This window comes from Pseudoalteromonas sp. TB51, from assembly GCF_000498055.1.
Classification (GTDB): domain Bacteria; phylum Pseudomonadota; class Gammaproteobacteria; order Enterobacterales; family Alteromonadaceae; genus Pseudoalteromonas; species Pseudoalteromonas atlantica.
Genome location: NZ_AUTO01000075.1, coordinates 1 through 20439 on the forward strand (window position 1 = coordinate 1; position 20439 = coordinate 20439).

General features: G+C 41.9%; 16 protein-coding genes and 1 pseudogene. 10 read left to right on the forward strand and 7 right to left on the reverse strand.

Going from position 1 to position 20439, the window contains the following annotated elements:
• The 5 genes from hisD to L650_RS0103075 all read left to right on the forward strand — a co-directional run.
• Window positions 1–764: histidinol dehydrogenase (hisD, locus tag L650_RS0103055; RefSeq protein WP_029772145.1), on the forward strand; the 764-nt coding region annotated here is incomplete at its 5' end.
• A complete protein-coding gene (locus L650_RS0103060) occupies window positions 765–1772 on the forward strand; it encodes a LacI family DNA-binding transcriptional regulator (protein WP_029772146.1) in 1008 nt (335 codons plus the stop codon).
• Window positions 1773–1786: 14 nt separating this feature from the next.
• A complete protein-coding gene (locus L650_RS0103065; RefSeq protein WP_085065414.1) occupies window positions 1787–2488 on the forward strand; it encodes an alpha/beta fold hydrolase in 702 nt (233 codons plus the stop codon).
• Window positions 2485–3264: an HpcH/HpaI aldolase family protein gene (locus L650_RS0103070; protein ID WP_029772148.1), complete on the forward strand. Its 780-nt coding sequence runs from the start codon at window positions 2485–2487 to the stop codon at window positions 3262–3264. Before L650_RS0103065 ends, L650_RS0103070 begins: the two co-directional genes overlap by 4 nt.
• On the forward strand, window positions 3251–4273 hold the full coding sequence (locus tag L650_RS0103075) for an ester cyclase (RefSeq protein WP_029772149.1): 1023 nt from the start codon (window positions 3251–3253) through the stop codon (window positions 4271–4273). Before L650_RS0103070 ends, L650_RS0103075 begins: the two co-directional genes overlap by 14 nt.
• 55 nt (window positions 4274–4328) lie before the next feature.
• Here L650_RS0103075 and L650_RS0103080 read toward each other — a convergent pair whose 3' ends face one another.
• Window positions 4329–5342 carry an ester cyclase gene (locus L650_RS0103080; RefSeq protein ID WP_029772150.1) on the reverse strand — a complete coding sequence of 338 codons (1014 nt, stop codon included), beginning with the start codon at window positions 5340–5342 and terminating at the stop codon, window positions 4329–4331.
• A 238-nt stretch (window positions 5343–5580) separates the two neighbouring features.
• Here L650_RS0103080 and L650_RS24750 point away from each other — a divergent pair.
• From L650_RS24750 to L650_RS0103100, 4 genes and pseudogenes are all read left to right on the forward strand, one after another.
• Window positions 5581–7175, forward strand: a pseudogene (locus L650_RS24750) (sodium:solute symporter family transporter).
• Window positions 7176–7184: 9 nt separating this feature from the next.
• Entirely contained in the window at window positions 7185–8150 is a 966-nt protein-coding gene (locus L650_RS0103090) for an ester cyclase (protein ID WP_029772151.1), read from the forward strand.
• 9 nt (window positions 8151–8159) lie between these two features.
• Complete coding sequence (locus L650_RS0103095; protein WP_029772152.1) at window positions 8160–9263, forward strand: ester cyclase; 1104 nt, start codon at window positions 8160–8162, stop codon at window positions 9261–9263.
• Entirely contained in the window at window positions 9260–10114 is an 855-nt protein-coding gene (locus L650_RS0103100) for a nuclear transport factor 2 family protein (protein ID WP_029772153.1), read from the forward strand. Before L650_RS0103095 ends, L650_RS0103100 begins: the two co-directional genes overlap by 4 nt.
• Before the next feature lie 514 nt (window positions 10115–10628).
• On the opposite strand, the gene L650_RS0103105 is transcribed toward L650_RS0103100, so the two are convergent.
• The 5 genes from L650_RS0103105 to L650_RS0103125 form a co-directional block, all read right to left on the reverse strand.
• Window positions 10629–13034 carry a TonB-dependent receptor gene (locus tag L650_RS0103105; RefSeq protein WP_029772154.1) on the reverse strand — a complete coding sequence of 802 codons (2406 nt, stop codon included), beginning with the start codon at window positions 13032–13034 and terminating at the stop codon, window positions 10629–10631.
• 351 nt (window positions 13035–13385) lie between these two features.
• Complete coding sequence (locus L650_RS0103110) at window positions 13386–15740, reverse strand: TonB-dependent receptor (RefSeq protein WP_029772155.1); 2355 nt, start codon at window positions 15738–15740, stop codon at window positions 13386–13388.
• Between the two features lie 503 nt (window positions 15741–16243).
• Entirely contained in the window at window positions 16244–16756 is a 513-nt protein-coding gene (locus tag L650_RS0103115) for a CC0125/CC1285 family lipoprotein (protein WP_029772156.1), read from the reverse strand.
• 25 nt (window positions 16757–16781) lie between these two features.
• Complete coding sequence (locus L650_RS0103120) at window positions 16782–17522, reverse strand: anti-sigma factor family protein (RefSeq protein WP_029772157.1); 741 nt, start codon at window positions 17520–17522, stop codon at window positions 16782–16784.
• On the reverse strand, window positions 17519–18010 hold the full coding sequence (locus L650_RS0103125; protein ID WP_029772158.1) for an RNA polymerase sigma factor: 492 nt from the start codon (window positions 18008–18010) through the stop codon (window positions 17519–17521). The genes L650_RS0103120 and L650_RS0103125 overlap by 4 nt, the downstream gene beginning before the upstream one ends.
• A gap of 139 nt (window positions 18011–18149) precedes the next feature.
• Between L650_RS0103125 and L650_RS0103130 the strand changes: the two genes are divergently transcribed.
• The gene (locus L650_RS0103130) at window positions 18150–19496 is read left to right on the forward strand and encodes a S8 family serine peptidase (RefSeq protein ID WP_029772159.1); all 1347 of its coding nucleotides are present in this window, start codon (window positions 18150–18152) and stop codon (window positions 19494–19496) included.
• Here the strand turns inward: L650_RS0103130 and L650_RS0103135 are convergent.
• Complete coding sequence (locus L650_RS0103135; RefSeq protein ID WP_029772160.1) at window positions 19480–20430, reverse strand: hypothetical protein; 951 nt, start codon at window positions 20428–20430, stop codon at window positions 19480–19482. The genes L650_RS0103130 and L650_RS0103135 overlap by 17 nt on opposite strands.
• Window positions 20431–20439: the final 9 nt, after the last annotated feature.

Genomic DNA, 20439 nt, shown 5'->3' on the forward strand with positions numbered 1-20439 from the left:
GTGCTGATGAAATTTATTGTTTAGGCGGCGTGCAAGCGGTAGCTGCAATGGCAATTGGTACACAAACTATTGCGCCGGTAGATATGATAGTTGGCCCAGGTAACGCGTTTGTGGCCGAAGCAAAACGTCAGCTATTTGGCCGTGTTGGTATTGATTTATTTGCAGGGCCTACCGAAACCCTCGTTATTGCCGATGACAGTGTAGATGGCGAGCTATGTGCGGCAGATTTACTCGGCCAAGCAGAGCACGGCCCGACTTCACCGGCTATTTTACTCACCAACTCAGAGCAACTAGCTAAAGATACAATCGCTGAGGTGCAAAGGCAGCTTACTATTTTACCCACCGCCGATATTGCAGGCGTAGCATGGGAAGATCACGGTGAAGTAATTGTATGTGACACCTACGAAGAAATGCTTCAAGTTGCTAACGACTTAGCGTTTGAACACGTGCAAGTGATGACCAGCAATACCGATTACTTTAAAGAGAACATGCAAAACTTTGGCGCTTTATTTTTAGGTCCGCAAACTAATGTTTCGTATGGTGATAAATGTATTGGTACAAATCATACACTACCCACAGGTAAAGCTGCGCGCTATACTGGCGGACTATGGGTAGGAAAATTCATAAAAACATGTACTTTTCAGCAAGTAACAGAGCAAGCCTCGGTGGTTGTTGGTGAGTATTGTTCACGATTATGTGCTGCAGAAGGGTTCGCAGGCCACAAAGAACAAGCAGACATTCGTGTAAGACGATATAGGAAGTAAATCTTGAAGCAAAAAAGAGTCACCTCATACGATGTTGCCCGTGTAGCGGGCGTATCGCAATCGGCGGTATCGCGTGTTTTTAGACCTGGTTTTAGTGTGTCTAAAAAAACCCGTGAAAAAGTAATCGCAACGGCCAATGAAATGGGCTATCGCCCGAATGCTATTGCCCGTATGTTGATCACCAAACAATCGGGTATGGTTGCGGTTATATTGTCATCGCAAGCAAACCTGAATTACCCAGAGGTGCTTTCTGAGCTAAACAGAGAGCTGGCACTGCACAATAAACGTGTGCTGCTCTTTACACTTGATAACGCAGAAGAGCTAGATGAATTACTCGAAAACATATGGACCTTTCAGGTTGATGGTGTAATTGCCCTAGCTGCTCACTTTGATAGTAAAAGCTTAAACTTATTTGCTAAACACAGTACGCCTATTGTGCTTTATAACCGCCATGTGCCTGAGTCGAATGCAAACACCGTTTGCTGTAATCACGACAAAGGCATTAAACAGTTAATTGATTTATTACACGAAGCTAACCATAAATCGTATTTAATTATCTCCGGCCCTACCGACTCAGATGTTGCAAACGAGCGCAGAGAAATAGCCGAAAATTATTTACAAACCCTAGGCGTTAAAGACACGCCGGTTATTTATGGTGATTATGGGTATAAATCGGCACGCGACGCACTTAAAAAATGGTTAAAAAAACACCCCAAGCCCGATGCCATAATATGCAGTAATGACGCTATGGCAATTGGCGTAATTGATGAACTAAAAGAAAACTTTTGCATTAAAGTGCCCGACGACATGTCGGTTGTAGGATTTGATGGTATTAATGCCTCCTCGTGGTACAACTATCAAATAACCACAGTACAACAGCCAATGAAACAGCTTACTAAAGCCGCTGTTGATATTTTAATGGAGCGCATTGAAAACCCTCAAGCGGCTGCAGAAGTTCGGGTATTTACTGGTTCATTAATTGAAGGGAACTCTATTAAAAAACGTTAAATTAAGGAATTTTTGTGGCCAAAAATCCTGTTTATATTTTACCTGGTACGCTATGTAATGACCGCATGTTTGCAGCGCAAATTAACGCACTGCAAAATGCAGGTTATACACCGTGTGTAATACCCTTCACCGAGCAATCTAGCATTTTGCAAATGGTAGAACTTTGCAAAAAAGTTGCACAAGAGCCGGGCCCATTTATAGGTTTTTCCATGGGCGGAATTGTTGCGCTTGCCCTGTTAAAATCAAACCCTGAGCTAGTTACCTCCTTGTGTTTAATGTCGAGCAATTATTTAGCCGATAAACCTGAGCGCCCTGCAATTAGGCTCAAACAAATTGAACACGCCAAAAGCACCAGTTTAGAAGCCCTGCTTAAACGTGACTTTTTGCCGCACTACTTTTACCAACCAAGTAAAGCCCATGAAGAGACCGTACTTAGCATGGCAAACGATCTGGGTATTAACGCCTTTGACGCCCAGCTGAGTGCACTTGCCACCCGCGAAGATACGTTAAGCGTAATAAAGCAAAGTACAAAAAAACTACTCATTATTGGGGGCGAGCATGACCCGTTATGCCCGGCAAGTGTTCAGCAAAGTATGCATGAAGCAGCGCCTAATAGTGACCTTGTACTGCTTGGTCATTGCGCTCACTTTGCCCCGCTTGAGCGAAGTAATACGGTAAACGCAATTTTATTAGACTGGTTGGAGTCTTTATCATGAATTTAAAGCAAAAGTTAAATGCAAAACAGCTACTGCTAGGTACTTTTATTAAAAGCACGCATTATCATAATACAGAAGTATTGGCTCACACTAACCTTGATGTTCTGTGCCTTGATGCAGAGCATGCGCCCTTTGATAGAGGCGATTTAGATAGCTGCATAATGGCAGCACGTACTAAAAATATGCCCACGCTTATACGTGTTAGTAATACAGATCACGCTACTTTATTAAGTAGCTTAGATATAGGCGCAGATGGCCTTGTGCTGCCGCATATAAAAACCCCCGAACAAGCAAAAGCAATTATTAAAAACTGCTTTTATGGTAATAACGGCCGAGGCTATGCCGGTTCAAGCCGCTTTGCTGGTTACACAACCCATGCCTTAACCGATAACCTAGCAAGCAATAAGTCATCAACCTGTATTATTGCGCAAATAGAAGATGCCGATGCACTGGATAATATCGAGCAACTGTGCCAAATAGATGAAATAGACTGCATTTTTATAGGCCGTATGGATTTAACTATTTCCCTTGGCGAAACCAACCCAAGTGCCCCTATTGTACTTGAGGCAGTTACTAAAATAGCCAAGGCAGCGGCTAAATATAATAAATGCTGTGGCATGTTTGTAGGTAATTTGAGCGAGCTGAGCCATTGGCAATCATTAGGCGTGAGCTTTTATTTATTAGGCTCAGATCACAGCTTTTTATTAAGTGGCGCTAAGCAATTGCGAGAGCAATTTGAAACAGCAACAGGAGCCCAAAACAATGAACATTCATAATAAAAATAAAGCGTTAATACACGACTTTAGACAGGCTCTGTATAACTTTGATATAAACGCGTTGCATACACAAATTAATAACGTGTTTAGCGAGGACGCGCTCATTCAGCTGTGTTACCCGTTTGAAACTCTTACCAACCCTAATGCACTTATTGAGCAAGTTTATTTACCGCTTAGCGAGGCATTTGTAGGATTAGAGCGCCGCGATACAATCGTTATGGCAGGTAGCTCAATTAACGACTCAGACTGGGTAGGTTGTTGCGGTTATTATACCGGTTCGTTTGAAAAGCCATGGCTTGATATCCCCCCTACAGGGCACCAAGTTAGCATGCGTTTTCATGAATTTTACCGCATTAAAAATAACAAAGTGGTAGAAGTACAAGCTATTTGGGATATTCCCGAAGTAATGATGCAAGCTAAAGTATGGCCGCTTTCGGTGAGCTTAGGTAAAGAGTGGCATGTACCAGGCCCTGCAACGCAAGATGGATTAATCACAAACGAATACAATGAAGAGCACGCAGCACAAAGCTTAAAACTTGTGGGCGACATGTGTGAGCACCTTGGTTTTTATGCCAAAGGTGGTATAGAGGCCATGAAGCTTGAGCAATTTTGGCACCCGCACTGTAGCTGGTATGGGCCAAGTACCATAGGCACTGCACGAGGTATAAAAGGGTTTAGAAACTGGCATCAAATTCCGTTTTTAAATGCCCTGCCAAACCGAGTAGGTGATGCAAGTAAAGGCTATTTATTTGCCGATGAAAACTATGTTGGCTTTACCGCATGGCCGGGTATGAGCATGACTATTAGTAATGATGGTTGGTTAGGTATTGCGCCCGCAAATCAGCAAATAACCATGCGTAGTCTCGACTTTTGGCGCGCCGAGAATAACTTAATTCGCGAAAACTGGGTATTAATAGATATTCTTGATGTCTACCATCAAATTGGAGTAGATGTATTCGCACGCATGAAAGAGCTTACCAAAGCGCGCTATTTAAACTTTGCGCCCTAGGGCGTATAAACAAAAAAAGCTCTGTTAAACAGAGCTTTTTTATTACTTAAATAGACTATGCGCCAGGGTTCGCAATACTTTGCGTGCGCTTTAAAATATCTAGGCCTTGTTGTTTTAACCAATAAGGAATATCAATAATGACCCAGTTTTCTACCAGTTTATCGCCCTCGCGGTGATACACATCAACCACGCGCATATCTGCTGGGGTATTAGCACCCGGTAGGCCTAAAAAGCCCCCAATGGCCGTGTTAGTTAAATTAGGCCAGCCAAAAAAGCAGGCAAACTCATCTTCAGCAAAACGGCAAATATGGCCGTTAAATACTTTACCCGTTAACCCTTCTCTAAACGGATACATGTGCTGCTGCTGATAACGCTTAATTGTGTAGGTAGCGCCAATGCCTGCTGGGCCATACCACACCATGTTTTCATCCCAGGTTTTACCAAGCACTTCGGGCGGGCACGTATCAACGCCACTTTTATTAAGCGCGGTTAGGTTATCAATCATTTGATTTACCAGCGCCATTGTTTTTTCGCTTTGCTCATCGCTACTTTTACCCAAACGAATACCATCGTGCGTACGCGGCCCAGGATACGTAAAATATTGCCCAGTAGGGAGCGGTAACGGGTTTAAACCTACTTGCATCATAAGGCCAATAATATCGACGAAAAAACCGGACTGAATTATTTTTCCGTCTTTAACACAGTTAAATTCGGCATAGCGCAAAGTGGCAAGCTTATGGGTTGGCGCAATACCTAGCCAGTCTTTATCAAATAAGCCCATAAAATGACCCATACTCATCACCCACTGGCCACCGTCGGCTTCGCTTTGCCCTGCAATAAAAATATCCTCACGGCGCTGCAGCGCACTAAACGAGCTAAATAATGGCTGCCAAACTTGGGCAATTACATCATTCGCACACTCAAGCTCATTAAACGGATGCACCCCTTTAAAATTGTATTCGTTGGCCATAAACTCATTAAATACGGCTTGTAAATCATTGCCTTGTGCTTTTTCTAATGCAGTATGAAATTGACGAACTAGTTGTTTATCTTTAAGTATATCTGCCATGATTATTCCTCATTGTTTGCGCAGTCAAATTAATGTCTTCAAACCGCCGTTAAACACACTTTAACAAAATGTATTGCATTTAAAGAGTAATTAAAAGCCTGTGAATAGTAAGTTATAAATTGCTTTAAAATAATACTAATGAGAATTGACTTCGAAGTCAAAGTGATTCATGATGATTCAAAATAAAAAATACAAATAGGCTCTCAAGCCCGTAAAACCTAATCTAACAGGATTAATTATGAATGATTTTGGATTGTTGAATTGGAGCATTCTCATCGGGTACATAATTGCCAACCTAATGCTTGGGTTTGTAATTAGTAAAAAGATCAGTAGTGCTAACGACTTTTACATAGGTCGAAAAACAACACCTTGGTGGGCTATTGGTATATCGGTTGTTGCTACTTATGTAAGTGCGCTCACCTTTTTAGGTGCGCCAGCGTGGTCTTACAAAGAGGGACTCTCGGTTATTGCCATACACCTTAACTACCCNGGTGTGTTTGTTTTTTCCGTTTTTTTACAACGCGGGCGTGGCCTCTATTTACGAATACCAAGAGCGCCGCTTTGGTAAAAAGGCCCGCTTACTTATCTCTACTATTTGGTTAATATCGCAAACTATGGGTTCAGCCGCAGTGCTGTATGCAACCTCCTTAGTGTTGGCCTTTATTATCGATATAAATGTTATAACTGCGATATTTTTAGTTACCATAATCGCCCTTATTTATACCATGCTAGGTGGCATAACCGCCGTTATATGGACCGATGTAATTCAGTCAGCCATCTTATTTATAGGGGCTGGTATTATTATGTATGCCCTTATTACCTCTATGGATGGTTCATTTAGCTCAACACTGAGCGAGCTAAAAAGACAAGGTAAATTAGACCCACTTAATTTCTCGCTCGACTTTACCCAAGTAACTACCGTGTGGTCTGGCGTGCTGGCTATGTCGCTTTATCACATTACGGTGTATGGCACTAACCAAATGATGGTGCAGCGCACCCTTGCAGCTAAAAATATTGGCGATGCTAAAAAATCCTACTTACTAATGGGCTTTATCGCGTTCTTTATTTACTTGTTTTTTATATTTATGGGCGTGCTGTTTTATAGCTACTACGGCGGGCGCACTTTTGAAAACGACAACTTAATTATTTTACAGTTTGCAGCTGATTATGGCTTACCAGGGTTAATGGGCATTATTGCCGCGGCGGNTAATGGCAGCATCTATGTCGAGCCTCGATTCAGCACTTAACTCACTTTCAACCATAAGTACTATCGATTTTTATAAAAAGTACTTTGCGCCTGAAAAAAACGACGCTCACTATTTAAATGTTACTCGCTTATTTACGCTAGGTTGGGCGGTGATCATTATTATTCCGGCCATTATGTATCACCTATACAGCGAAGGCTCAATTTTAGAAATACTCACTAAAGTAGGCTCGTACTTTGTAGGTGCTCAGCTTGGCATGTTTGCCCTTGGGTTTTTCTCTAAGCACACCACCGAAAAAGGCTTATTAATAGGCACCTTAGTGTCGTTTATTACCGTTGCTGTGTGCGCACTGTTTACCGACATTGCATGGCCATGGTACTGCGCCATAGGGGCAATAACCTGCCTTGTATTTAGCATTGCGTTAAGTATTGCATTTGATGGCTATCAAGAGGATTACAACGAATACACCATTAAAGGTCAGTTAAAAGCATTTAAAAATGAAAAACGTCCAGAAAAAGAAAACGGCTGGTACTTAATTCCGGGTAAGTTTGACTCAATCAATTACTGGTTACTTGGCTTTTTTGTACTGAGCTTTGCCTCTCTCATGTTATTTGAATATTTTGTGTAAGGTGAAAAAATGAATATTTTAGAACAACTTTTCGAAAACTTCAGCGCTGCAGAATTGCCAAATCAAGCATTGCTTGCAGACTCCGTTCAATGGCAGGTAAGCCACCCTTTTGAGCCTATTAGCACAAAGCAAAATGTGATTAATGATTACTTTGGCGTACTTAAACATTCGTTACCTGACATAGAGCGCAAACCGTTTATCTCTATCCAGGGCGACTACAAAGGTGAGCAATGGGTGTGTGCAACAGGGTATTTTACCGGCACATTTACACAGCCTTTATTGGGTATTCCTGCCAGTGGCAAAAGTGTGTTTATTCGCTACAGCGAAATGGCGCAAATAGAAAACAACCAAGTAGTTAGTGTTTATACATTTTTAGATTTAATTGATGTAATGAACCAAGTAGGCGTAAACCCATTACGCCCAAGCTTAGGTTACCCAGGTTTAGTTATGCCCCCCACCACACTTGATGGCGTACCTACAGGTGATAAAAACGAAACGCTTAGCAAAACCAACGAGCAACTTGTAGTGGATATGCTCACAGAGCTTGGCCGCTATGACGGTAAAGACTTATACAGCATTAATTTAGAAAAATACTGGCACCCAGACTTTATTTGGTATGGCCCAGCAGGCATTGGTACAACCCGCGGAATTAGCGGTTTTAGAGAGCACCATCAAGGGCCGTTTTTAAAAGGCTTTCCAGATCGCGGTATTAATAAAACACTGTGTTTAGTAAGTCACGATAACTTTGTTGCTACCGGCGGATGGCCTCACATGTATGGCACCCATACCGGTGAAGACTGGTTAGGTTTACCGCCTTCTGGCAATAAGCTGTTCCCGCGTGTCATGGACTTTTGGCGCTGCGAAAACGGCATATTAAAAGAAAACTGGGTCGCTATTGATATCCCTCATTTATTAAATGGAATGGGCATTGATATTTTTGAGCAAATGCAACGCAAAATAGCCGCAGCTAATTAAGAGGTGAGCATGAACAAACACAATAATATGACCCAACCTTACTGGCTGCCGTTATCGAGCGTGTTAAACCCGCAAGGTGACAAACAACAGCCTTTAATCGGTTTTGATGACGAATTTGTTGATATCGTTGATTACATTTTACGCATAACGCACCGTATTTGGGAGCAAAAAAACATTGGCTTATGCTATCGCTATTACGCCGATGTATGTCCTGTTTTTACCCTTGGCGCCTATGGCGAAAACATAGAAGATGTTATTCAAGGTACACTTAAAACTATTGCGGCCTTCCCCGACAGGAGCCTAATTGGCGAAAACGTGGTGTTTTCAGAAGAAGCCAACGAGCACTATTACTCATCACATTTAATTAGCAGTGTAATGACCAACACTGGTAACTCTGAGTTTGGCCCAGCAACACATAAAACAGGCCGTGTTACAACCATTGCCGACTGCGTATGCTTTGAAAACAAAATAGTTAAAGAGTGGCTAGTGCGCGACAACGGCTTTTTAGTTAAGCAGCTTGGCTTAAACATTATTAATGTAGCCAAACACATGGCAAACATTCCGAGTAAAGAAAAACACACGCAGTGGCTAAACGATGAATTTAACCGTGTAATTGCCATAGATCACCGCGTTGCAAGTACGCCCATTGTAGAGGGTGAGCTTGCGGCATTTGCCCACACTTGGTTAGACACGCTATTTAATCAAAAACAGTTTGCTAAAGTACACGAATTTTACAGTTTAACGGCAACACAACAATGGCCTAGCGGCAGAATGGCCACCGGACTTGCACAAATTAATGGCGTATTTATACAATTTTTTGCAACCTGCCCCGACGCCAAATTAACGATTGATCATATAGCTATTACCCCATTTGACGAAACCACGACAGATGTAGCGATACGTTGGTCGCTCGCCGGCCACTTTAACCCGCAAAATAGCGAGCTAAGTGAGCTTAAACAGCAGCCTTACTTTATTTTAGGCGCATCGCATTTGCGTATTAAAAACAAAAAAATCATCGAAGAGATCACCGTTTTTGATGAAGTAGCACTTTATGCAAACTTATTTAAAGCACATGCATTAGTCAACAAATCACAGTGGGAGGAAAATGCATGATCAACGCTATTATCGATTTATACACTAAAGCCGACATTGAAGGTATAAGCAGCAAGTTGCTTCGCAGTAGCCGTTGGCAGCAGCACCACTTTACCGCCATGGGTGCTTTGCAGGCGCAGCCTTTGTGGCTTAGCTTTTTAGCTCAATATGGTGTGTCTGAGTGTGTATCGCACACCCATAGTGTAGGCGCAGAACGTGAAACCCTACAGCTGGTTTTACAGCCTAAAAAGCTTAAAAACCCAGTGCGTTTAACGTTTGTAATAAAACACAACGGGACTTTTATTAAGTCAGTAAAATGTGTGGTTGATACGTTGTCGCTAGCGAATAACGAGTATGTAAATACAACCGTAAATAACAGCTCAGTTATTCCTAAACTACCAAAAAGTGACCCAATTATCGTTAGCGATTTAGATAACCAGCTGCACCCTACTACTTTTCATGCAACCCCCAGCACTATTTGCGAGCTGCCCTCTCACACTGCTCGTACTTTAGATAACTGGTGGCAAATTTGGCAAACTAACAACCTGGCTCAGTTTGAAACCCTTTATACTCCAAGCGCTACGGCTGTACTTGCAGGTAACACACAGCCACAACCTATTAGCGCGCTGCTTGATTGCCACTTAGATTTTACGCAATCGCTAAGCAGACGCTATGCTCAGCTAGAAACCGTTGAGTATGACAGTACGCAAAACCAAGCCACCCTATGCTGGACTCTCGATGGCAGCTTTAATGCTAAAAACGTACGTGTACGTCAGCAAATAATTAGTGTTATTAGCATCAGCGATAATCAAATAACCCACGAAGTAATGCAATTCGACACGCTGGCACTTAACCAGCAGTTTGCATTATAAGGTCACCTTTTCCACTTCCCTTCAAGCGCTCACTGAGCGCTTTTTTTATAGATGGCCTTTGTAGCAACCTGTAATCATACTTAATCAATTTTTACCCTATTTATGACTCGCTTTTATAACTCAAAATAGCTCACTTAATTAAGCGAGTGGGTATTACTTATTTAAAAAATAACGCTTTAAAATAGTTAAAGGCAATAAATAAAGTATCAGCCTCGCCTTACTAAAGCCCGAGTATACAACCAAAAGCCAAGCACCCCACTTTGTAAGTTACGCACTTATGGCTTAAATACACGTATGCATTTAGCAAACTTAAATGAAGGGCTGGTTAGAGGGGTTAAGCTTACAATCTAAAGCCAATAAAAGCGCACTCAATAAATGCCAGTAAAGGTTGGGTAAATACAATAGTAAGGTTAAATAGCAGCTAACTGGAGCTAACTAACAAGCTTAAAATAAAAAAAGCCAGCTAATAAATAGCTGGCTGAAAGTAATGACCGTAGCGGCCATTTAGGAAATTCTAAAACTGATATTTTAAGCTTGCGCCCCACGTACGCGGATTGTTCCAGTTAGCTTGTACTGAGTTTGCAGGTAAGCCATCAACAATTTGTGAGTGCACTACACCACGAGTTAAAATCGCTTTATCACCAATGTTTTTAACGTACGCTTCTACTTGCACACTGTCGTTAATGTACCAAGTTAAACGTGCATCAGCCATTAAGTGCGCATCTACTTGCACCTCTGGGATGTTCGTATCAAACGCGTAGTAATCGTCTAAGTAATTTAGTTGAATGTACGGTACTAAGTACGAATCCCCCCCTAAGCTAAACTCATAACGAGCTGAAAAACCAACACTGTACTCAGGCGCCATAGCTGGGCTCCAGCCTTCAAAACTAAACTGACTAGAGCTGTCGTTTATATCTTGGCGGCCTTCTAAGTTACCTAATGCTAATAATGGGCGAAGCTGCTCATTACCTACTGCATAGCCATCAGCAAATTCGCTATCAAGCAGAGATAAAGTACCGGTTAGTGTTAGGTTATCAATTGGCACCCATTGAATATCGGCTTCTAGGCCCNCCACAGTTTCTACATCGCCGCCGTTTTCGTAGTATTCAAAGGTGGTAGCAGTACCTGCGGCAACACACTCTAAAACAGTATCGCCAGTGGTTGTATCGTTACATGAGGTTGCAAATAACTGTGCTTTTACATCTTCGTATTCGTTCATAAATACCGAAAGATTTAAACGCATTGCGCCATCAAGCAAATAGCTTTTCATACCCATTTCGTAAGAGATAACATCTTCGTTATCGTAAAGTGGGTCAGCACCGCGAGCTACAACGCGCGAATCGTTTGCGCCACCGGTTCTGTAGCCTGTCGCTACACTTGCATACACCATAATATCGTTATTAATGTCGTACTCGGCAGCCGCTTTATAAAGTAGCGCAGAGTCATCCCAATCAGGAATTGTATCGCCGGTAAATGTTTTGTCGTCTTGGTTTACACGCAACCCACCTACCACGCGCAAATCTTCTGTTACTTGGTAGCGTAATTGCCCATACGCCGCAATAGATTTTGCCGTATGCGGGTCGTAACCCGGGTTCCCCCATGAAGGCACTACAACAGAATCTGACACACCATCGCCTGTGGTATCTGCATGCGATAACCAGCTCCAATCTGCTTCTTGGTCAAAGTAGTAAAGGCCACCAATCCACGAAAAATCACCCTCATCGTTAGATGAAAACTGCAGCTCAGATGAGAGTGTTTTTTGGTCATCCTCACGGCCAAAACCACCTACAAAATCAATGCCACCGTCGCTGTAGTCGTTATCGTAATATTGTTTACCACTAAGCGTTGAGTAGTTGGTGGTCCATTTAATATCAGCAAAGTCGGTATACCATTCAAGTGCTAATGTGGTCGAAAAGCTTTCTTGCTTATCAAGTGAAAAACCATTGCGGTAAACATCATACGGGCCAAGGTCTTCGTGCTGCGCATCACTTGGCTGATAAATATGCCCCTCGGTTATTGTAGGCGTGGTGTTAAATACACCCGACCCCGGCGAGGTTTCTTCAATTTGGTAGCCCGCTATTTGTTGGTAACCCCAAATAGCTTCTGAGTTTGAGTCTTTACGCGAGTAATCAAAGCGTACTGTGGCATTAAACTTTTCGTTTGGCTCCCACTTAGTAACGTTACGCATATAAAACTGGTTTTTCTCGCGCAAGTCATCTGAAGGGCCTGGAACAACTAAATTATTGATATAACCATCGTGACGATCAGAGGCCACTGCAAAACGGGTTGCCACGGTGTCGCTTACTGGAATATTTATAATTCCTTCATAAGCGCTGCGGTTATAGCTGCCGGTTTCAACTTTTATACTCCCCAGTAAATCGTCAAAAACAGGTTGATTAGTAATAATATTAATACTGCCCGCAAACGTGTTTCGGCCATATAACGTACCTTGCGGCCCGCGTAATACCTCAATGCGTTGAACATCCACCAGCGCGCCTAAGCCCGATGAGGTAGTCGGCACATAAATACCATCTTGAAATATACCTACAATTTGCTCAGCAATACCGGTGCCTGCTACACCTACTTCGTTGGTGCGAGCGCCACGCATAGCGGGTCTAACTTCACCACCCGAAGAGCCCATACGTAAGCCTGGTACCACTTGTTCAAGACCCGTAACATCAATAATACCAGCACGGGCAATGTCCCCTTCCCCTAATGCTGTTATTGATGATGATACTTCCTGTAGGTCTTGTGAGCGACGGTTTGCCGTTACCGCTATACGCTCTATCGCGGGCTCTGCGGTTTGTTCTTGCGCTTGTGCTTGTTCTGGCTCTTGCGCAGCGTGTGCGTTCATTGTGGTTGCTGCAATAGCGGTGGTTACAGCAAAATGAACGAGAGTCCGTGTAAATTTAGCTTTCATTATAGTTATTCTCCCCAGTATAAAACGTATTTAGTTCTCCCCAAACCTACATTTTCAATTATTACAGTAAACAAGTTGTATCAATTGAAAATGCATGGCTCTAAAATAGACTTCGAAGTCAAAAAGATCAACAACTTTTTGCTCGAATAATAACCTTATTGAAATTAACCTAAATAAAACAATACATTAAAATAAAAATAAAGTGATTTCGAAACACAAAAAAAGCCAGTAATAATTTATTACTGGCTCTATGTAAGCGATTGTTTAATTTAAAATTTCAATGCTATATTTTAGCAAAATGCACAAACTTACACTTTTACTTAAACCTTAAAATACATTATTGAAAAATGCCTAAAAGTTATAACCTACCCTTACACCATAAGTGCGAGGATTAGCATAATCGGCCGCAGCCACATTACCACCAAAGCGGACTGTCCTAAGTAGTATAAGCTCATCTCCTGCGTTTTGAACATACGCACGTACAGACCACTCATTATCTGCCGAATACCATGCAAGGCTAGCATCGTACTTTTGGTAACTTTCTTGAGTACCAAATGAAAAAGGCAAATCGTTGGTTGTATACGAATCCGATAATTGAATACTGGTAGCAGGCACAACGCGGCCTTTATCACCTAAATCAAACTCATAACTGGCCAATAGTGTAATATTGTATTTAGGGCTTAGCTGCACGTCATTACCATCTAGTTGCAGTAAGTTATCTACGCCATTAATGGTCTCTCCACCCTCTTCAAATACATTTGGCGTAACAAAGTCGCCATACGTTGAGTCTGTAAACGCGGCGCGTGCCCCTAGGCGCAATGCATCACTTGCCTGCCAATCAATTTCTAACTCAAGACCTGCAGCATCAATTTCCCCGGCATTACCAAAAAACGACACCGCCGTACCACCCACGTTTTGAAAACGAGTAGAAAGTAGGTCCTCGTACTGGTTGTAATATAAAGAAGCGTTAAATCTTAATGAATTATCAAGCAGCATGCTTTTAAAGCCAAGCTCATAAGCCGTTACTGTTTGCTCATCGTAGCTATCTTCACCATTAAATGCGCCTTGTGCGTTACCCGCTAAAAAGCCTGTAGAAACTGTAGCATAAAGCAGTTGAGAACTTGCTAAATCGTGCTCAAGACCTAGCTTCCACGTTACTTTACTCCAATCATCGTCTGCGCTATCAACCTCAAGTACAGAAAAATCGAGCGTGCTTAAGTTATCTGGGTTTTGGCCGTAAATATCCCACTCACGGCTGTCATTTGTATACCTAATGCCGGCTATACCGCGTGTATCATCATTAAATGTGTAATTACCTTGAAAGTAGGCCGCAGCTGATCTTGTTTCTAACTGAATTTGATTTAACCACGACGCGTACTGAAATTCTTGGGGTTGCGTTGTATCTGGCACATTATCAACCACAGCGCCATAGCTGCCATTTAAAAATGCGTTGTCTAAATCTTCTGAGAGCAAATAAATACCCGCTACCCATTCAAAGTCGCTTTCATACGTTGAGCTAACCTGCACTTCTAACGAGTTTGTTTTTGATTCAATCGCATTGCCATCAACCGTGGTTGCATAAGTCGAAAAATCACCATCAGTAAGGCGCGTTTCTTCGTAATCCATTGAGGCTGCAATCACTTTCAAATCTACCGACTCTAATGACCAGTTAAGCTCTGCACTAATGCTTACATCACTTACATCACGCGATGGTTTATAGTCAAACTGCTGAGTAAATGGGTCTGACGATACCGCCTGTGCTGTATCAAGCCCTGGTGTTGCAGCGTTATCTAAACCTGCACCAAAGCGGCCACAATTACTGCCACACACAACGTCACGACCAATTCGCTCAGTTAATGGTGCCGACAAACTTGTTTTACCCGTTGCAGGGTTTATAGGAACGCCTAAAATATGGTAGCCAAAAGCACCGCCGCCATTTGATTCATCCTGCCACGTTTCTACTTTTACATTTAAATTTATATCGTCGTTAATTTCAGTAAAAACTTGGCCACGTAAAAAATACATATCAGCATCTTTTAAGCCTGCATCTTCATTAAATGTATTTTCAACGTAGGGATCTCTTATTTCTCGAACGCCAGTAAATCGCACCGCGGTATCATCAGTAAGCGCTGCATTAAAAAAGCCCTCACCACGTAAATGACCATAATTACCAAATGTAACGGCCATACCGCCTTCGGTAATATCTAGCTCTGGTTTTTTAGCTATAACATCAATCGCACCACCAAATGAGTTACGACCAAACAATGTACCTTGTGGCCCGCGTAATACTTCAACACGCTCTAAATCAACAAACCCAGCAAGCGCCTGCCCGTGACGAGGACGATAAACACCGTTAGAATAAAACGCGATGGCAACATCGTTAGCCTCTACTTGCTCTGTTCTAGCACCGCGCATAGCTGGGCGAGCATCACTGCCCGACACACCCGACTTTAACCCTGGCGCTAAGCTATCAAGGTTTAAGATATCAGTAACGCCATTTTCTAGTAAATCTTTAGCAGATACAGCGGTCACAGCCAACGGCACTGATTGAATACTTTTAACACGCTTAGTAGAGGTAACCGAAATAACCTCCAACTCTTTGTTAGGGTTTAACTTTGCCTCTTGCGAGTATACCGAGGCTGAGCCCAATATCGCCGTGTTTACTGCAGCAAAAATAAGTGTTTTACGTAAAATATGTGCGGCCATGAGATTAGTTCTCCACCTGTTGATATAAGTTATTTTATTAAGCATTTAAGGGCTAAATAACCCGCAACCGAATTTTAAGTATTTATAATGATTAAAAGCGCGATTTAAATGCCTATTTTTTCGACTTATAAAAACTATCGCTTTTTGCATTCGAATGCAATAAAGATTATGTAAAAGTTTTACATGTTCATAACACTAAAAACGAAGCAGCGTATTTAAACAAAAATAAACCCTTTAAACTTATAAAGTTATTTTACAAGTTTATTCTTTAAAGCACTGGTTTGATCTGTTTAATTTAACAATAACAACCAAAGAAAGAAGTATGGTAGAGAAAATACAGATTAAAAGACTTCGAAGTCCAAGGGGGGTGTGTAATCACATTTAAAGTAGGCACCTAACCGACTAATAATTAAGTGCCCACTGTCTCTAAAGGTTAGACCGTAAGTGTGTAGCTGAAATATAATCACATGTAAAATAGCAACAGCTAATAACTATTCTCATAATTAGTTTTGTGTCTTTTTGCTTAAGTTTTCAATTAAGTCTTGTGCGCTATAGCTATTGTCGCTGGGTTTAATGCCTTTGCCCATTTTAATGTCAATCAGGGTGTGTACTTCTTTGCGTTTATCATTGTTGCTCAATTGTACGCCTACGCTATTGCTCGGGCGTACGCGTGTTTCGCAGGTTAATAAACCGCAGTTTCGCTCATATTGCTGGCTGTGTGATGCACTAATAGATGACGCGGGCGCTTGCGATTTAGACTCAACAAAGGTTTCTTTATTTGTTACAACAAACCAGTCGTAGCCTTGCGCTTGGGTAAGTTCAGCCGCGCGTAACAATGCATAATCACCGGCATCGGCTACGTTGTTTGACACACTTTTAAATTCGACGCGGTATTGATCGTCGCTAATTTTTTGCTCGCTATAACCTTGTGAGCCATTATTAGCTGGGCGGTAGTCGGGGTTAGAAGCGCAACCCGCCATAAGTAAAATACTGATAATTAAAATAGATGTTTTCATTATTCACCTCGTTTTATAAAAGCTATTATTGGTTTAACTGCCACTTTGCACTAATTGCTTGCTGCTCTTGCGCTCTATCTAGTGGTGCGCCGCTGATCATGCTATCTATAACAGCATCTAACTCACTGTTATTAGACGCCGTTTGATATTGCGCGCCATTATCACTTTGCTGCGCGGCTGTTTGCGCTTTAATTTGCCAACCGCTTTGCGTTTTACAAGCAATGCTTGTTTGCGTGGTATTGTTTGAGCTTAGCGCATACTGCCTGCAAAGCTCACCTTGCTGATTTTTAAAGCTAAGCTGCGCGCTAAATACTGAGCCATCACTTTGCTCATACTCACCACTACTTAGTTGTGTATTAAGGGCAGAGGCTATGTTACTGGCTACTAAATTTTGCGACTCATTGGGTTGTAAATAACTAGTCATTGCAATACCAAATACCATGGCAACGCTTGCAGCTATTGCTAAGCTTTTATTAGCCGACTGCTTAACCCTTTGCCAAGGCGTTAACGTTACTACATTGCTATTTAACGTGTTTTTTGTCTTTGCTGTATCAAGCTTTGCAACCGTTTTAGCTAATGAGTCACTAAGGGGCGCGCCATCAATACTTGTTGCGTGCTCTTTTACTCGCATGTCTACTTCGCTTAGCTCTGCAAGTCGCATTACTAGTTCATCATCGGTTTCAAGGGCTTTGCGCACTTGCTCCATTTCGTGCTCGCTTAGCTCTGAGTCTAAAAAGGCGCTAAGTGTTTCGTCGTTAATGTTCATACTTGCTCCTTTTTAAAGTCGGGTTTTATTAAGTTATAAAGTGTACTGCGTGCTCGCGATAATTTACTCATTACACTGCCTATAGGTATATCGAGTGTATGTGCTACTTCTTTATAGGCCATGCCTTGCACTGCCACCAGCGATACAATGGCGCGTTGCTCTTCGGGTAATTGGCCAAGTGCGGTATTTACATTTTTAAGCATTTGTTTGTTTTCGAGTGTTTGATGCTCATTACTTGTAATTGGCTCTGGTAAAACATCGGCCTGGGCCGTACTTTGCCTTACCTTGCGTGAGCGGTATTCGTCTATCCACACATTGCGGCAAATTTTAAACGCCCATTTAGCAGGCTCAACGTCATCCGGAATGCCTTTTACTAATAGTTTTTCAATTGTTATTTGCACTACATCGTCTGCATCTGCTTTACTACCCGTTAGCGAATAGGCAAAACGCCTAAGCATGGGCAATAAGGTTTTTAATGTTTCTTTCATTGATTTTTACCCCTTTTATAAAGAAGACGATTCAAAAAAACATTTATTCCCAAATAATCAAAATAATTTGAATAATGAAATATTTCTATGTGTTAAACGTTAACTACAAGCATGATAAATTTAATAGAAGTAACCCACTATGAATATTAAAAACACACGCGTTAAACACATAATAGCCACTTCGCTTTGCATATTTAGCGCAACGAGCTCAGCCAATATAGTAAGCGTCGATCAAGTGCTTGGGCAACTAAACCCAATAGAGCAGCGTATTGAGCAAACTATAGAGCGAGCACAACGCCTGCCGCTTCCGGCGCCTGTACCACAAGTTTCGATTGATGAACTAAAAGCGCAAATTAGTGAGCCAATTAGCAGCTTACCCAATGTGCTTAACATTAATATAAATAGCCAAAACACCGCATTTGTTGAAGTAGAGCTAGAAAACGGCTTTAGAGCAATAGAGCGCCAATGGTTATTAATGGCAAATAGCCAACAACTTAATACCCTAAAACAGCAAAATGTAACCATTGTATCGGTAAAAAATTACAACGCACTTAACATGAGCTTAGTACGCTTTAACGCCCCGCAAGGTGTTAATTCTAAAAGTGAGTTATTAAAAGCGCTTAACTTAGATGAGTCTGCAATACTTGACCGAAACCACATATACCAAGCACAAACTGGCGAGCCTACCGAAAAAGTAACACCAAATAACTCTATTGCCCCCTACTGCACACAAAGCGTAAAAATTGGCATGATCGACAGCGCCATTAATACCAAACACAGTGCTTTTAAAGGCACAAATATCACCACGCAAAGCTTTTTACCACAAGGGTTAAGCTCGCCAAATTTACACGGCACCGCCATTGCAGGGCTAATAACAGGTAAAGGCGCAAAACTTAGCCCGCTTTTAGGCAATGCCAAGCTTTACAGTGCCGAGGTGTTTTATAGGCAATCTGAATATGCTCAAGGGGCTACATTATTTGCCATAGTAGAAGCACTTAACTGGCTAGTCAGTAATAAAATACCCGTAATAAATATGAGCCTAACAGGGCCAAATAACGCAGTTTTAGAAGCAAGTATTACTGCAGCAATAAAACAAAACGTGTTAATTGTAGCTGCTGCAGGTAACCAAGGGCCGGCGTCGCAGCCGTTATACCCAGGTGCGTATAAAAGCGTGATAGCGGTAAGTGCTATTGATTCACAAAACCAAATTTATAGATGGTCAAATAAAGGCGATTACATAGACTTTGCAGCCCTTGGTGTAAATGTTGTTACAAGCCAAGGCAATGGAAAATTTGGAAGGGAGTCGGGTACGTCAATGGCGGCGCCGCATGTAAGCGCGGCATTAAGTTGTTTATTGTTAAAGCATGGTAATAATAAAACCAAAGCACTTAACGAGCTTACATCGCTTGCCATCGACTTAGGCGAGCAAGGCAAAGACACCACCTTTGGTTATGGTGCCATTTACCCACCTAAAAGTGCACTTTAACTGATGCCGATAAAACCGATTGCGTATAGGTATTGCTACTAAGCTTTGATTGATAATCGCCATATTCGGCCTCGGCTATTAATGTTACGTGCTCAAATAAAGCTAGGTTATAAAACGCATTAACTACATTTCTGTGCTCATCTCGCGACGGTATTTGCTCAAAAAAATCACCCGTTGTTTGCTCATCGTAATCTTTATTTTGATAACGCCAGCCAGCCCCCACTTTGTTAGCCACATTCAAGGCCGTAAATTTGTGCGTAACTTTAGTAGTAAANTAGCCGTTAAAGTCGTATTGGTTGTCGTCGGCGTTTTCTTTATCGGCACTTAGCGATGCCATTAGCATGGTTTGGCCATTATTTATAAAATGATAAAGCGCTACATCGCCGCCTACGCCGTCGGCATTACGTGCTTTTGCAGTAGCAAAACGTTTAGCTTTGGTTTTTACACTCATACGCAAGTACGTATGCGGGTTTAAAAAATGGCCATAGTAAGCACTGGCTTGATTAAAATGTAAAAATGTTTCGCCATCTACATTTGCTTTTGCGCCATCGTAACGAACCCCTACCTCATGGCTATTAAAGCTATAACTGCCATCTAAACCATATTGATGCAGGTCTAAATCGTATTGATCAAACTCATCGTAGTCTTGTTGTTCAAACTTATAGCTTGAGGTTAATTTAGCGCTTTTGGTTACTTGCCATTTTGCATTAACACCGGCTGCGGTTTTTATGCCGCTGTCGCTTTGCGAGGAAATATCGTCAAGCTCTTGAACAGAGAGCGCCGAGTTACTTAATAGCCCAACTTCAGCATCTGCATTTAGCTCAAAGCTACTTTTAAAGGGCTTATTTCGCTCAGCTGTTTTAATGTGGTTAGTTTGTGCAAGCACCGCTTGAGCACTAAAAACACACAATGTGGCGGTTATAACTGCTTTCATATTTATTCT

What these genes read in the sequence shown, in the direction of transcription:
- L650_RS0103070 (WP_029772148.1), top strand. Translation starts at nt 2,485, where the DNA reads ATGAATTTAAAGCAAAAGTTAAATGCAAAACAGCTACTGCTAGGTACT.
- L650_RS0103075 (WP_029772149.1), top strand. Translation starts at nt 3,251, where the DNA reads ATGAACATTCATAATAAAAATAAAGCGTTAATACACGACTTTAGACAG.
- L650_RS0103080 (WP_029772150.1), bottom strand. Translation starts at nt 5,342, where the DNA reads ATGGCAGATATACTTAAAGATAAACAACTAGTTCGTCAATTTCATACT.
- L650_RS0103090 (WP_029772151.1), top strand. Translation starts at nt 7,185, where the DNA reads ATGAATATTTTAGAACAACTTTTCGAAAACTTCAGCGCTGCAGAATTG.
- L650_RS0103095 (WP_029772152.1), top strand. Translation starts at nt 8,160, where the DNA reads ATGAACAAACACAATAATATGACCCAACCTTACTGGCTGCCGTTATCG.
- L650_RS0103100 (WP_029772153.1), top strand. Translation starts at nt 9,260, where the DNA reads ATGATCAACGCTATTATCGATTTATACACTAAAGCCGACATTGAAGGT.
- L650_RS0103110 (WP_029772155.1), bottom strand. Translation starts at nt 15,740, where the DNA reads ATGGCCGCACATATTTTACGTAAAACACTTATTTTTGCTGCAGTAAAC.
- L650_RS0103115 (WP_029772156.1), bottom strand. Translation starts at nt 16,756, where the DNA reads ATGAAAACATCTATTTTAATTATCAGTATTTTACTTATGGCGGGTTGC.
- L650_RS0103120 (WP_029772157.1), bottom strand. Translation starts at nt 17,522, where the DNA reads ATGAACATTAACGACGAAACACTTAGCGCCTTTTTAGACTCAGAGCTA.
- L650_RS0103125 (WP_029772158.1), bottom strand. Translation starts at nt 18,010, where the DNA reads ATGAAAGAAACATTAAAAACCTTATTGCCCATGCTTAGGCGTTTTGCC.
- L650_RS0103130 (WP_029772159.1), top strand. Translation starts at nt 18,150, where the DNA reads ATGAATATTAAAAACACACGCGTTAAACACATAATAGCCACTTCGCTT.